The organism is Eubacterium sp. LMAG:50 (assembly GCF_008680265.1).
In the GTDB taxonomy this organism is placed as follows: Bacteria; Bacillota; Clostridia; order Lachnospirales; family Lachnospiraceae; genus Eubacterium_U; species Eubacterium_U album.
On sequence record NZ_NALP01000004.1, the window covers coordinates 38,323 to 53,547 of the forward strand.

Genomic DNA, 15,225 nt, shown 5'->3' on the forward strand with positions numbered 1-15,225 from the left:
CTCTCTTTTTATTTCTTTATTTCTAAAATTGCGCCTCTGTTTCCTGAAGTTACCATAGATGCATATCTAGCAAGATATCCTGTTGTAACCTTAGGTTCTCTTGGCTGCCATTTTGCTTTTCTTGCTGCCATTTCTTCATCAGAAACGTCAATGTTTAATGTCATTTCAGGAATATTAATCTTTATAATATCTCCTTCTTCAACTAATGCTATAGGACCACCTACGGCTGCTTCCGGTGAAACGTGTCCGATAGATGCACCTCTTGAAGCACCTGAGAAACGTCCGTCTGTAATCAATGCAACAGATGAACCTAATCCCATACCTGCAATAGCAGATGTTGGATTTAACATTTCTCTCATACCAGGGCCACCCTTTGGTCCTTCATATCTGATAACAACAACATCACCAGGAACAATCTTTCCACCTTTAATAGCTGCGATTGCATCTTCTTCACAGTCAAATACTCTTGCAGGTCCTTCATGAACCATCATTTCATCAACAACTGCTGAACGTTTTACAACACCACCATCCGGTGCAAGATTTCCCTTTAATACTGCAAGACCACCTGTCTTACTGTATGGATTATCTAATGGTCTGATAACTTCAGGGTTCTTGTTAACCGCCCCCTTAATATTTTCTCCAACTGTCTTTCCTGTAACTGTCATGCAATCTAAGTTAAGAAGTCCTGCTTCTGCTAACTCATTCATAACTGCATATACACCACCGGCTTCATTCAAATCTTCCATATATGTAGGACCTGCCGGTGCTAAATGACATAAGTTAGGTGTTCTTTCACTTATTGGATTAGCAAATGAAATATCAAAATCAAATCCAATTTCATGAGCGATTGCAGGCAAATGAAGCATACTGTTTGTTGAGCATCCAAGTGCCATATCTACTGTTAATGCGTTTAAGATTGCATCCTTTGTCATAATATCTCTTGGTTTAATATCTTTTTCAAGCAATTCCATAACCTTCATACCGGCATGTTTTGCAAGTTTAATTCTTTCTGAATATACAGCCGGGATTGTTCCGTTTCCTTTAAGTCCCATACCTAATGCTTCAGTTAAACAGTTCATTGAATTTGCTGTATACATACCAGAACATGAACCACATGTAGGACATACATTCTGTTCAAATTCCTTTAATTCATCTAATGTAATATTTCCTGCTGCCTGAGCACCTACTGCCTCAAACATAGATGATAAGCTTCTCTTCTGTCCCTTAACATGACCTGCAAGCATTGGTCCACCTGATACAAATACTGTTGGAACATTAATTCTTGCTGCAGCCATTAATAATCCGGGAACATTCTTATCACAGTTAGGAATCATAACTAATGCATCAAACTGATGAGCTAATGCCATCGCTTCTGTTGAATCAGCAATCAAATCTCTTGTTACAAGAGAATATTTCATTCCTATATGTCCCATTGCAATACCATCACATACTGCGATAGCCGGGAACATAATAGGTGTACCACCCGCCATAGCAACACCCATTTTAACTGCATTTGCTATTTTATCCAGATTCATATGACCTGGTACAATTTCATTGTATGAACATACGATACCAACTAATGGTCTGTTCATTTCTTCTTCAGTAAGCCCCAGAGCATTGAATAATGATCTGTGTGGAGCCTGCTGTAATCCTTTTGTTACTGCATCACTCTTCATAACTGCCTCCTATATATTCTATATTCTTTCACAGATGCAATCGCCCATTTCTTTACATCCAACCATCTGCATCCCATCAGACATAATATCAATTGTACGAATTCCATCTTCTAATACTTTCTGTACTGCATCTTCAACTGCCTTAGCTTCTTCATCTAAATCAAATGAATATCTAAGCATCATAGCAGCTGAAAGAATTGTTGCAATTGGGTTAGCCTTGTTCTGTCCTGCAATATCAGGTGCAGCTCCATGACTTGGTTCATATAATCCAAATTTGCCTTCTGCAAGACTTGCTGATGAAAGCATTCCAATTGAACCTGTTACCATACTTGCCTCATCTGATAAAATATCACCAAACATATTCTCAGTAACAACTACATCAAACTGTGCAGGATCTTTAACTAACTGCATTGCACAGTTATCAACAAGCATATGTGTTAATGTTACTTCCGGATAATCCTTTGCTACTTCTGTAACTACCTTATCCCAAAGTCTTGATGAATCTAAAACATTTGACTTGTCAACGCTAATAACGCTCTTACGTCTCTTCATTGCAATTTCAAACGCTTTAATAGCAATTCTTCTAATTTCGTTTTCGTCATATTTTAAAGTATCAATGGCTGTCATTACACCATTAACTTCTTCTGTCTTTCTTTCACCGAAATAAAGACCACCTGTTAATTCCCTAACAATTATCATATCAAATCCGGCATCTGCCACAGATTCTTTTAATGGGCATGCGCCCTTTAATTCTTTATATAAATAAGCAGGTCTTAAATTTGCAAATAGACCTAAGCCTTTTCTAATTGCAAGCAATCCTGCCTCCGGTCTAAGATGTGGTGGTAAATCATACCAACTATCCTTTCCCACGACACCTCCGACGGCTCCAAGAAGTACTGCATCACTTGCTTTCGCTGTTGTTAATGCTTCATCTGTAAGTGGCACTCCGTGTTTGTCAATTGAAACTCCACCCATATCAACTTCAGTATAACTGAAGGAATGACCAAATTTCTTACCGACAGTGTCGAGAACCTTCTGTGCTTCTGCTACAATTTCCGGTCCAATTCCATCACCTGGAATAACTGCAATATTAAAATCCATTGCTCTGTCCTCTCTTTTTCTTAGTATCTTGTAACGTTTTTAATATGTATAAATATCCACGTTAACTTTTACATTTTATCGCAAATACGACATTTTTTCAACCATACATATATATCTATTTTCTTGATGTATATTAATTATATTATTTTATTCTCTTCTTCAACTTTTGTTATACTTATGGCTTCTCCATATATAATCATCTCAAATCCGCTTTGCTTCTTTTCGGTGATTATACATTCGCCAAACACTTTCTGATGCTTGAGTTTTGTTATACACATGGCTCCGCCATTTATAACCACCTCAAATCCGCTTTGCTTCTTTTCGGTGATTATACATTCGCCAAACACTTTCTGATGCTTGAGTTTTGTTATACACATGGCTCCGCCATTTATAACCACCTCAAATCCGCTTTGCTTCTTTTCGGTGATTATACATTCGCCAAACACTTTCTGCTTTTTTTGCAAGCAAAAAGCAGAAAGTGCTTGGCTCATTGTGTATAACAAAAGAGAGAAATTCTTTTCGAACTTCTCTCTAAATCTTAATCTTAATTATTCTGCGTCTGCTTTTTCAACATCAACAATTGCAGTTTTCTGCATTGGGATTCTGCAGTTTTTGTTATTACCAAATTCTACGATAACCATATCGTCCTGAACATCAATAACCATTCCGTAAAATCCACTTGTTGTAAGAATACTGTCTCCAACAGCTACACTTTCTCTAATTTCATCCTGTCTCTTTTCCTGTTTTTTCTGTGGACGAATCATTGCGAAATACATAAATCCAAAGATTACCACACACCAAACAATCATCATAACTGTTCCCATTGCACCACCTGTTGATGATGAAGCTAATAACATATCTGTCATTTTAATCCTCCTAACGCTTGTCGTTTTCTTTAAAGCCTTCTAATTTATTTGCTTTATATTCACTATAATTTTCTGCTTCTATGGCAGCTCGAATTTCTTCCATCATTGTATTATAAAAATACAAATTATGCAACACACATAATCTCATACCTAGCATTTCTTTTGCTTTAAGCAAATGTCTGATGTATGCACGGCTATGATGTTTACATGCAGGACACTGGCATCCCTCTTCAATTGGTCTGTCATCTGTCTCATATTTTGCATTAAATAAATTAATCTTACCCTTATTAGTATACAAATGTCCATGGCGTCCATTTCTTGTAGGATATACACAGTCGAAGAAATCAACACCTCTATCAACTGCTTCTAAAATATTAGCAGGTGTTCCAACTCCCATAAGATAAGTTGGTTTATTCTGTGGTAAATAAGGTACCACTGATTCAAGGATTCTATACATTTCTTCATGACTTTCACCTACTGCAAGTCCACCTACTGCATATCCGTCTAAATCCATTTCAGTTATCGCTTTTGCATGTTCAATACGAATATCATCATATATTCCACCCTGATTAATACCAAACAGCATCTGATTTTTATTAATTGTATCTTCAAGACTATTTAATCTGTTCATTTCATTCTTACATCTCTCAAGCCATCTTGTTGTTCTATTTACAGATGCCTGAATATATTCTCTTGATGCAACACTTGAAGGACATTCATCAAACGCCATAGCAATTGTTGAAGCTAAATTTGACTGAATCTGCATACTTTCTTCAGGTCCCATAAAAATCTTTCTTCCATCTACATGAGACTGAAAATATACGCCCTCTTCTTTTATCTTTCTAAGTCCTGCAAGCGAAAATACCTGAAATCCGCCTGAATCCGTAAGAATAGGCTTATCCCAATTCATAAACTTATGAAGACCTCCAAGTTGTTTTACAATGTGGTCTCCCGGTCGTACATGCAAATGATATGTATTTGACAATTCAACCTGAGTCTTTATCTGTTGTAAATCTTCTGTTCCTACTGCTCCCTTAATTGCTGCAGCAGTTCCTACATTCATAAATACCGGTGTCTGGATTGTACCGTGAACTGTTTCGAATTCTCCACGCTTAGCCAAACCATCAGTTTTCAATATTTTATACATAAAATTTTCTTTCCTTCTTTATGGTAATATATGTCCGGCAGACAAATATAATTTATACCATTCTTCTCTTGAAATTTCAATATCAGATGCTTGAGCAATCTGTTTTAGTCTTTCAGCATTTGTTGTTCCTGCAATCATTTGCATATTAGCCGGATGTCTTAAAATCCATGCAGTCACAATTGTTGTAGGAGTTACATTATATTTTTGTGCCAATTCGTCAATAACTTTATTAAGTTCAGGGAATTTATCATTTCCAATAAATACGCCTTCAAAAAATCCATACTGAAAAGGAGACCATGTCTGGATTGTTATATCATTTAATCTGCAAAAATCAAGAACTGCCCCATCTCTGTTTACTGCCCCATCAGATGACATATTTACTTCAAGCCCCTGGCTAATCATATTTGAATTAGTAATACTTAATTGAAGTTGGTTTGCACAAATTGGTTGCTTAACATATTTTTGAAGCAGCTGAATCTGCATAGGATTCATATTTGAAACGCCAAAGTTTCTTACTTTTCCACTTTTTTCTAATGTATCAAATGCATCAGCTATAACCTCAGGTTCCATTAACGCATCCGGTCTGTGAAGTAATAACGCATCCAAATAATCTGTTCCAAGTCTCTTAAGTATTCCGTCTACTGAATTAATAATGTGTTCCTTTGAAAAATCATACATAACACCCGGAACAATACCACATTTGGACTGAATAAAGAATTTTTCTCTATTTGAAGTGTTAAGTTTTGCTGCCTTTCCAAATAACTTTTCGCAACTTCCACCACCATAAATATCAGCATGATCAATATAATTAATACCAAGTTCTAAAGCTGTATCAATGAATTTTTCTGCTAAGTTTAAATCAAGTGCTCCTAGTCTCATACAACCTAACACGATTGCCGGTACTGATATATTTGTCTTTCCTAATTTTATCTGTTTCATTCGATTTATACCTCTCTAAATTATTACCAAATTTCATTAGTCCAATCCTTTATATAATAATGGATTTTGGTAGTTAATTCAAGGAGGTTCTATTTTTTTTAAACTATATTCGTTTCTAAATCTCACTTTATATTTGATTCATCTGTAATATCTTGTTATACTAATACAAGCAAATTTACAGAAGATATATTATGAATTTTACTCAAAAGTTTACACAAATTTATTTGTTAAACACTTCTGATTACAATTAGGAGGCTCATTATGTTTGGTTCAACATATGGTAATACATTAAAAATAAGCACATGGGGAGAATCCCACGGAAAAGCTTTAGGTGTTGTAGTTGACGGTTGTCCTGCTGGTCTTTCTTTATGCGAAGAAGATATTCAGGTATTTTTAGACAGAAGAAAACCAGGTCAGTCTGCTTTCACTACTCAGCGAAATGAAGGCGACCTTGTAGAGATTCTTTCAGGTGTATTTGAAGGGAAAACTACAGGAACACCTATTTCAATGATTGTGCGTAACAAAGAACAACGTTCAAAAGATTACAGCGAAATTGCAAATTATTATCGTCCGGGACATGCCGATTATACATTTGACGAAAAATTTGGTTTTAGGGATTATCGTGGTGGCGGACGCTCTTCAGGACGCGAAACTATCGGACGAGTTGCAGCAGGTGCCATTGCTTCAAAAATTTTAAACCAGCTTGGCATATCTATTACTACCTACTCTAAATCAATTGGTAATGTAGAAATAGATTATAACAAACTTGATAAAGATAATATTTTAAAAGACACTTTATATATGCCTGACAAAGAAGCTTCTGCTAAAGCTCAGGAACTATTAAAAGAAAAAATTGCTGATACTGATTCCGTTGGTGGCATTATTGAATGCGTTGTTAAAAATATGCCTGCCGGAGTTGGTGAACCTGTATTTGAAAAACTTGATGCAAATTTAGCAAAAGCTGTTATGTCTATCGGAGCTGTAAAGGGCATTGAAATTGGCGATGGATTTGCTGTTGCTACAGCCTGCGGTTCTGAAAATAACGATAATTTTAAAATCGAAAACGGAAAAGTAACAAAATCAACAAATCACGCCGGTGGAATACTTGGTGGAATAAGCGATGGTTCAGACATTATTTTAAGAGCTGCAATCAAGCCAACTCCTTCTATTGCCAAAACACAGAATACGGTTAGTAAATCAAACGAAGAAATCGAAATCAACATTCACGGACGACATGATCCTATAATTGTTCCTAGAGCCGTAGTTGTTGTAGAATCAATGGTAGCTCTTACATTGGTAGATATGTTATTTATGTCAATGACTTCTAAAATGGATGGCATTGTAAATTTCTTTAAGAAATAAATTGTTTAATTATCTTTTAAAAAATAAATCTTATTCATTTTTACAAATTTATTTTGATAAATTTTATTTTAATAAATCTTATGAAACTAAACGAAACAATTGATTATTTTAATTTTTTAATAAATAAATGGGCAGATAGAATTAAATCTAAATGCCCATTTATTTTGTTATTTTTCCTGCCTATTTACAACTTTTTCTAAAAGAAGCCCTGCCACAAACCATAAAGGTGCATAATCCAGGCGCACAACTCCCCTAATATTATATTTACATTTATTGTAATTCCATGGGCAGCAGTTCTTTCGTTGCAATATAGTTCCCGAAATAAATTCCACGAAGTAAATTCCAGCCATATAAATAAATCCCCTAAATATCATATTAAATTTTCTAATTTTTCTACTTAGCGGTTTAATAACTGCACCTAGTCCATATATTGGGAACATCCATATTGAGGTCTTTCCCATCATTTTTCTGTCATGATTCTTTATTCCCATTATGGACGTCCAAACGACCTCCATACACCAACCTGCTATTCCACACTTTAAAAAATTTCTGATCATCATGTTTGTAGTATTAGCAAATAAGACTCTATCTATTCAAGTAATCATTCCATCTTGCATTAGACTCTTCCAAATCATGTTTCATCATAATTCTATTTCTATCGCTAAGTATTGCCAACATTTCATCTACTATCTCCTCAAGCGGAAGTTTATCATAATGCGACAGATAACCTATCATACGCTGTGCTGTCCAATCAGTGTTTAAGTTTTTTGTGATTTGGTCACAAAATTCTTCCGGATATCCACGCTTTAACAACATATAATATAGGTCAATACTCTTTTCTGATTTTGATTTCATATGTTTGTCACCTCTTCATAAAGTTTTATTACATTCATTACTTCTTAAGTGCAGGTATATCTATCTGGGTTTCTTCACCATTCATATCAACATTAAAAACATATACCGGCTGATAATATCCTTTTGTGTCAGTAAAATAATCTACACCCACATTTTTTACTTTAACATCAAGTTCTTCATTTGAATAATAATTAAACTTTCCTTCTTTAATCATATCATAAGCATCCCTTAATGAAATACATTTCACATCTTTTAACTTCTTACATTTAACTATATTATAATTTATATCTCCTATCTTATCTCCCTGATAGCAAGTTGCTTCAATTGTTCCATTATACATAATTTCATCTTCAATAATTTTATCTGCACTAAGAGAATATATTCCGTCACCTTTATTTTCAAATGTACAACCTGCCGGAATATAAACACCATAATCTTTTAACATTTCTCTAAGTTTATCTTCCGTTACCTGCGAGTCAGTTTTTGTCGTTCCATCCTCTTCTTCATCATCAAAATATATACTGAAATCCGTATATGTATATGTACCATCTATATATTCAACAGATACATTACCTATTTCTCCATGATAAATAGCTGTTTCGTCATACAAATCTGTCAAAGAATCATCCAATTTATCTCCAACATTTTCCAAAAATTCTTTGGCAAATTGTTTCGATTTTTCTTTATTTGTACCTTCAACCATATAAACAGGATATGTTGCTTTTTCATTGCTTAACTTTTCATTTGTCGATACATTTTTTACATTTGCTTTTGTAATATAATTTAGGTTCAAATTTCCAAATTCCTGTGAATTATATATTCCAAATATTGTACCAAACATTATAATCGTGCCAAATAAAGGAACAAAACTAAATATTACTTTTTTAATTCCACTCTTATTTCCTTTATTGCATGCATAAATATAAGCTATTAAAACATAAAAACCATATCCAATCATTGCTCCTAACAAATTGTTGAACACATCGTCACATTCAAATACGCCTCTTCCTGTAATAAGCTGCACACTTTCAATTAAGACTGTAAAAATTAACCCACAGACATATGTAACCCACCAGTATTTTGCCTTTTTAATTCCAAACGGAAGCAAAAGACCAAATGGAATAAACATACAAATGTTTAGAATAATGTTTCTCCATTCAATAGCCGAGAAATTATTCCATGCTGATTTATAAGAATAAAATAATGGAATTATATTTTTTCTGAATCCCATTGTTGAAATTCTATCAAGCATAGTTGCCATCAACACAACAGCTAAATAAACTCCAAATATAATTAACCATATTACACTATTCTTATTTATTTGCTTTTTGCCATTTAAAATCTTCTTATACACTATAAAATAACCAACAGCTATAATAATTGCTAATATGGCAACTATAACAATCCCTGCAACCAGATATTCTTTTGCCTTTGATATTAAATCAATCACTCTCATTTTTTGTTACCTCCATACATTTTCCTAAAAAAATAAGTCTATGGCATCATTCTACCATAGACTTATTATAAAAATACATTTATTAATAAATCTTAAATATTTATAAGCAAAAATTATTTATATAAAGGATACTTATCTGTAAGTCCTTTAACAATTTCTTTTGCTTTTTCCTGATTTGCATTAGCATTATCTGCAATTAATGTCATTGCCTGTGCAACTAAATCCATATCTGAAGTATCTAAGCCTCTTGTTGTAATTGCAGGTGTTCCAATACGTACACCACTTGTAATACCAGGTTTCTGTGGGTCATTTGGTATTGCATTCTTGTTACATGTAATATTTGCAGCATCTAATGCGATTTCAAATTCCTTACCTGTAATATTCTTGCTTCTTAAATCAACAAGCATTAAATGATTATCTGTACCACCTGAAACAAGGTCAAATCCTCTGCTTGTTAAACCATTAGCTAAAGCTGATGCATTATCAACAATGTTCTTAGCATATTCTTTAAATGATGGGTCTAATGCTTCCTTGAAACATACTGCCTTACCTGCTATTACATGCATTAAAGGGCCACCCTGAATTCCTGGGAAAATTGCCTTATTTAATTTATGTTCTGTAGCAAATTCTTCACTTGATAAAATTAATCCACCTCTTGGTCCACGAAGTGTCTTATGAGTTGTAGTTGTTGTTACATGAGCATATGGAATTGGGCTCATATGTTGTCCACCTGCAACTAGACCTGCGATGTGTGCCATATCTACCATTAAATATGCACCTACTTCATCTGCAATTTCTCTAAATTTCTTAAAATCAATTGCTCTTGGGTAAGCACTTGCACCTGCAACAATAAGCTTTGGCTTTGCTTCCTTAGCAATCTTTAATACTTCATCATAATCTATGTAGCCTTCGTCATTTACACCGTAAGGAACAATATTAAAATATGTTCCTGATACATTAACCTTACTTCCATGTGTTAAATGTCCGCCTGCATCAAGACTCATTCCCATTACTGTATCGCCCGGTTTTACAAGTGCAAAGAATACTGCAAAGTTAGCCTGTGCTCCTGAATGTGGCTGAACATTAGCATATGTACATCCAAATAACTTCTTTGCTCTTTCAATTGCAAGTGTTTCTACGATATCAACATACTCGCATCCACCATAATATCTTTTTCCCGGGTATCCTTCTGCGTATTTATTTGTAAGCTGACTACCCATTGCTGCCATAACTGCTTTACTAACAATATTTTCAGATGCAATAAGCTCCAAATGGCTCTGCTGTCTGTCATTTTCCTGAGCAATAGCTGCTGCAACTTCCGGATCAACTTTCTGTACTTCTTCAAATGTAAACATAATCTTACCTCCTAAATTTGTCAAACTACTAACACTTTATCACATTAAAGCCAAATTTAAAACTATTTTTAAAAATTTGTTATTTTTTAACTAACAAATGTAAAGTTTAATGTTAATAGTTATCTTTCCTGTTTATTTATTTTTAATTACAAAAATACCCACAGTTTCATTACTAACATCAAATTTTGGTTTGTCTTAGCAGTTCCATTAGTTTTCAACTATGGGTATTTTAATAAACAATCCATTGAACGCTACTGACCTGCTTCTTCATCCTCGCTTTCGCTGTAGCAATTATTTAGGATTTTTTTTATGCATTGATTTATTTCATTTCTTTCTTTACATTCTGCCTTCTTTTTTCCTTCACATTTAGGTGGCTCTAATTCTAATGGTTTAACATTCTGAAGTAGCAAATCACCCTCTACAAATTTTAGACATGGATTACTTTCAGCTTCATGTGTATTCATTTTAGGTGGTATAGTTTTTCCAATTGTATTAAATTTATATGCTTCATAGTATACAGTTCTCAAATATAATGTTATGCCTGCTGACATTGTACCTGTTGCCGGATCAAACTCCATAACTTTAGCAACTGCATTCATATTAATTCCATTTTCCACTGTATTATAATACATATTAAATCCTACATAATTAATAAAATATTCATTATAATTATTATAAACAGAGGATGCTCCATACGGTGCATACATATCTACTGTTACACTCCTTGGATTTGTATCAGGATCGTAATTCGTAGTTCCTACAGCTGGAAGATATACAGCCTCTAGTGGTACTGTAGCAAGATATTTTTTGCAACTGTCAAATAATCTTACATTAAACACAACTCTTAAATCCGTTAATTTTACCCTTAAGCAATTTGCTCTTCCCGGTATTGTAGTTACAGTTGAAAATACAGGTGGATTTCCCATCTCCTGCTGTTCTTCTTCTGTATACTCAACATTTTCTTCTTCTCCTGTTAAAAATCCTTTTCCTGAGTATATTTTTATATTTGCAACTAATAATTGAACATAACTTGTTGTAGGATATTGAGTCAAAATATTCTGCGGAATAGTTATCGTTCTACAGAGGTTAATTCCTACTTCATCATATATTACAGGAGCAAACACAGATAATTCTTCCGGCTCCCCGCAAGATGGTCTGATGCAAACATCACACTCTCTTTTACAACAGTTACAGCACTCATCGCAATCCATCACCTTGTACTCTGACATATTGTATCTCCATATTTTGTTTACTTTATTTTATGCCAAAATATTCATAATGTTCATTTTCAAGAATATATTTTATTACATAATTGTGGGAGATGAAATAATTATCGAAAGAACGCTCGCGCTGCTTGTCACTCGCAGCAGTTCTAAATTTCCAAATATATTTTGCTATTAGGACTTTTAGTCCTAAGCAAAATATATCTGTCAATTTGAACCGGCGGTGACAAATGCTCTTTCTTATAGTTATTTCATCTCCCACAATAGTGATTTAAAAGATATTAAAAGGAGTATTTGTATGTATAAAATTACACAATTAGAATCCGGACAACCGGTTATATTTTATTTAGAAAATGAAAAAGTTACTATGTACTCAATTAATTCAGGAAGAATCCGAAATCACGGAATTATTTTTACTGATGTAGAGTCTGATTTTGAGATTTGTTCTGAATTAAAACTCGTTTATTACATATCATTAAGCAATCAGGCTGTTATTTCTTCAATGGATAACCTTAATATACGTGAAGATTATATCATTGAAGGAAATGTTCCAAGTTCTAATATTGAAAATACAAATTTCAAATTTATTCAATTTTATAATTGCCTGAACATTTTTTATTGCAGTCATAATTTAAAAGACAGTCATTTTTCCATAAGGGTTAGCAGATACACAACATTTGCCAAAGATTTTACGTTGTTAAAATCAGACAAAATAATTTCCGGTTTTAATGTATTTTCATCCGATTCTTTATTATATTTATTTGTATTCTATTCTTCACAGGATTTTGATATATACAGTGTAAATTCAGATTATTCTATTGTAAATTTATTATCTAAACAGTATAATTCTTCTAATCCTGATTCATCATCTAATCTAACAAAGCACACTGATAAGGAATTAGAAAAATTACAGGCTTATTTCAACCAAATATTAGATGATAAAAATTCAGAAATTGAAAATTTAAAAGAAATTCAGACTAGCATCACTAATCAATACAATGAATTAGCTGATTATACCGGAAAACTCCAAGACGAAGTCAGAAAGCTTCGCTGCAACTATTAATTTTTATTTACAGAAAGTGAGGTACCTATGAAATATGAATTACTTATTTTGTATTTATTGATAATAAATATTTCAGCATTTATTCTTTATGGAATTGATAAGAAAAAAGCAATAAAGCATAAATTTAGAATAAGTGAAAACACTTTAATTTTTTCTGCATTTATTGGTGGCTCGGTGGGTGCATTTCTTGGAATGCAGTTTTTCAGGCATAAAACAAAGCACCCCAAATTCATTATTGGAGTGCCTGTTTGTTTTATTATAAATGTTATTATCATTCTGTATATTTTAGGAATAATTGAATTCTAATATACTTTCTTATAAAAATTCAAATTAATATTCAAAAGACATCAGTATAATTAAACACTATAACATTAATTCTTACTGTTCTTTTTCTTTCAAATCTAATTTAATCTGAAGTTCCTGTAACTGAACATCATCAACTACATTTGGTGCATCTGTCATAAGACATGATGCATCTTTTACTTTAGGGAAAGCGATAACTTCACGAATATTATCTTCTCCTGCCATATGCATTACAAGTCTGTCTAATCCATAAGCAAGTCCTGCGTGTGGAGGTACACCGTATTTAAATGCAGTCAATAAGAAACCAAATTTTTCATTTGCCTGTTCAGGTGTAAATCCAAGTGCTTCAAACATCTTAGCCTGTACATCTGCCTGATGAATTCTCACACTACCGCCACCTAATTCTGTACCATTTAATACGATATCGTAGGCTTTTGCACGAACTCGTCCCGGATCAGAAATCAAATACTGAATATCTTCTTCCATAGGCATTGTAAATGGATGATGCATTGCAAGGAATCTTCCCTGTTCATCTGACCATTCAAACTGTGGAAATTCTGTAATCCATAAGAAGTTCCATTTTCCTTCAGGAATTATATCCATCTGTTTTGCAAGTTCAAGTCTTAATGCTCCAAGAGAATCCCATACAACTTTATTCTTATCTGCAGCAAATAACAATAAATCTCCAGGTTCTCCACCCATAGCGGCAATAAGATTATTCATTTCTTCTTCTGTCATAAATTTAGCAAATGAAGATTTAATTGTTCCATCTTCATGCATTGCAATATAGGCAAGACCTTTTGCGCCATAAGTCTTTACAAATTCAACAAGGGCATCAATTTTCTTTCTTGCCATTTCACCCTGTCCTTTAGCATTTAAACCACGAACAGTTCCACCATTTGCTACTGATCCTGAAAATACACCAAATCCGCAATCCTTAACAACGTCAGTAACATTGATAAGTTCCATTCCAAAACGTGTATCAGGCTTATCTGAACCGTATCTGTCCATTGCTTCCTGCCATGTCATTCTTGGAAGTGGCAATGTAACATCTACTCCTAATACTTCTTTCCATAATGCCTGAAGCATTCTTTCATTAACATCTAAAATATCATCTACATCAACAAATGATAATTCCATATCAAGCTGTGTAAATTCAGGCTGCCTGTCTGCTCTTAAATCTTCATCTCTAAAGCATTTTGCTACCTGAAAATATCTATCACATCCTGAACACATAAGAAGCTGTTTTAATACCTGTGGTGACTGAGGAAGTGCATAAAATGTTCCCGGATGAACACGGCTAGGCACTAAGTAATCTCTCGCACCTTCTGGTGTACTTCTGTTAAGAATAGGTGTCTCAATTTCAAGAAATCCTTCATTTGCCATAAACTTTCTAACAAATGTTGTTACATCTGATCTTAACTTAAGATTTTTCTGTAAATGAGGTTTTCTTAAATCAAGATATCTATATTTAAGTCTTAATTCATCTTTTGTATTTGCATCATCATCTACCGGAATTGGGGGTGTCTCTGATTCAGATAAAATTCTTAAACTTGTAACATTTATTTCAATATCACCTGTTTCCATAGATTCATTAACTGAACCTGCTCTCTTATTTACAGTTCCTACAGCAGCAATTACGAATTCGTTTCTTAATTTTCCTGCTTTTTCAAATACTTCTTTGTCATTATCATCAAATACAAGCTGAAGAAGACCTGAACGGTCTCTTAAATCTACGAAAATAAGACTTCCTAAATTTCTTTTCTTCTGAACCCAGCCCATAACTGTAACTGTTTCACCAATATTTTTGTTTGATACTTCTGTACATCTGTGACTTCTATGAAGTCCCTGCATTGATTCTGCCATGACTCTCCTCCTA

General features: G+C 33.6%; 15 protein-coding genes. 3 read left to right on the top strand and 12 right to left on the bottom strand.

What is annotated here, in order from left to right:
- Window positions 1–8 precede the first annotated feature (8 nt).
- The 6 genes from ilvD to CCC31_RS00365 form a co-directional block, all read right to left on the bottom strand.
- A complete protein-coding gene (gene ilvD, locus CCC31_RS00340; protein ID WP_117909252.1) occupies window positions 9–1,676 on the bottom strand; it encodes a dihydroxy-acid dehydratase in 1,668 nt (555 codons plus the stop codon).
- A gap of 18 nt (window positions 1,677–1,694) precedes the next feature.
- Window positions 1,695–2,777: a 3-isopropylmalate dehydrogenase gene (gene leuB, locus CCC31_RS00345; RefSeq protein WP_290848884.1), complete on the bottom strand. Its 1,083-nt coding sequence runs from the start codon at window positions 2,775–2,777 to the stop codon at window positions 1,695–1,697.
- A gap of 137 nt (window positions 2,778–2,914) precedes the next feature.
- Window positions 2,915–3,223 carry a hypothetical protein gene (locus CCC31_RS00350; RefSeq protein WP_290848885.1) on the bottom strand — a complete coding sequence of 103 codons (309 nt, stop codon included), beginning with the start codon at window positions 3,221–3,223 and terminating at the stop codon, window positions 2,915–2,917.
- A gap of 102 nt (window positions 3,224–3,325) precedes the next feature.
- Entirely contained in the window at window positions 3,326–3,634 is a 309-nt protein-coding gene (gene yajC / locus CCC31_RS00355; RefSeq protein ID WP_346432181.1) for a preprotein translocase subunit YajC, read from the bottom strand.
- 19 nt (window positions 3,635–3,653) lie between these two features.
- Window positions 3,654–4,790, bottom strand: coding sequence for a tRNA guanosine(34) transglycosylase Tgt (tgt, locus tag CCC31_RS00360; protein ID WP_290848886.1), 1,137 nt, complete (start codon window positions 4,788–4,790; stop codon window positions 3,654–3,656).
- Window positions 4,791–4,808: 18 nt separating this feature from the next.
- Complete coding sequence (locus CCC31_RS00365; RefSeq protein ID WP_290848887.1) at window positions 4,809–5,729, bottom strand: aldo/keto reductase; 921 nt, start codon at window positions 5,727–5,729, stop codon at window positions 4,809–4,811.
- A gap of 261 nt (window positions 5,730–5,990) precedes the next feature.
- Here CCC31_RS00365 and aroC point away from each other — a divergent pair, with 261 nt between their 5' ends.
- Window positions 5,991–7,091, top strand: coding sequence for a chorismate synthase (aroC, locus tag CCC31_RS00370; protein ID WP_290848888.1), 1,101 nt, complete (start codon window positions 5,991–5,993; stop codon window positions 7,089–7,091).
- Between the two features lie 167 nt (window positions 7,092–7,258).
- Here the strand turns inward: aroC and CCC31_RS00375 are convergent, their stop codons facing one another.
- The 5 genes from CCC31_RS00375 to CCC31_RS00395 form a co-directional block, all read right to left on the bottom strand.
- Window positions 7,259–7,651, bottom strand: a complete 393-nt coding sequence (locus tag CCC31_RS00375; RefSeq protein ID WP_290848889.1) for a hypothetical protein — start codon at window positions 7,649–7,651, stop codon at window positions 7,259–7,261.
- A 25-nt stretch (window positions 7,652–7,676) separates the two neighbouring features.
- Window positions 7,677–7,946: a hypothetical protein gene (locus CCC31_RS00380; protein WP_199522672.1), complete on the bottom strand. Its 270-nt coding sequence runs from the start codon at window positions 7,944–7,946 to the stop codon at window positions 7,677–7,679.
- 37 nt (window positions 7,947–7,983) lie between these two features.
- Complete coding sequence (locus CCC31_RS00385) at window positions 7,984–9,402, bottom strand: VanZ family protein (protein ID WP_022088147.1); 1,419 nt, start codon at window positions 9,400–9,402, stop codon at window positions 7,984–7,986.
- A 113-nt stretch (window positions 9,403–9,515) separates the two neighbouring features.
- Window positions 9,516–10,757 (bottom strand): serine hydroxymethyltransferase, encoded by a 1,242-nt coding sequence (glyA, locus tag CCC31_RS00390; protein ID WP_117909239.1) that lies wholly within the window; start codon window positions 10,755–10,757, stop codon window positions 9,516–9,518.
- A 251-nt stretch (window positions 10,758–11,008) separates the two neighbouring features.
- Complete coding sequence (locus CCC31_RS00395) at window positions 11,009–11,986, bottom strand: hypothetical protein (protein WP_117909237.1); 978 nt, start codon at window positions 11,984–11,986, stop codon at window positions 11,009–11,011.
- A 292-nt stretch (window positions 11,987–12,278) separates the two neighbouring features.
- Here CCC31_RS00395 and CCC31_RS00400 point away from each other — a divergent pair, with 292 nt between their 5' ends.
- Together CCC31_RS00400 and CCC31_RS00405 are read left to right on the top strand one after the other, a co-directional pair.
- On the top strand, window positions 12,279–13,043 hold the full coding sequence (locus CCC31_RS00400) for a hypothetical protein (protein ID WP_290848890.1): 765 nt from the start codon (window positions 12,279–12,281) through the stop codon (window positions 13,041–13,043).
- 27 nt (window positions 13,044–13,070) lie between these two features.
- Complete coding sequence (locus CCC31_RS00405) at window positions 13,071–13,349, top strand: DUF1294 domain-containing protein (protein WP_290848891.1); 279 nt, start codon at window positions 13,071–13,073, stop codon at window positions 13,347–13,349.
- A 72-nt stretch (window positions 13,350–13,421) separates the two neighbouring features.
- Here the strand turns inward: CCC31_RS00405 and aspS are convergent, their stop codons facing one another.
- Window positions 13,422–15,212, bottom strand: coding sequence for an aspartate--tRNA ligase (aspS, locus tag CCC31_RS00410; RefSeq protein ID WP_290848892.1), 1,791 nt, complete (start codon window positions 15,210–15,212; stop codon window positions 13,422–13,424).
- Window positions 15,213–15,225: the final 13 nt, after the last annotated feature.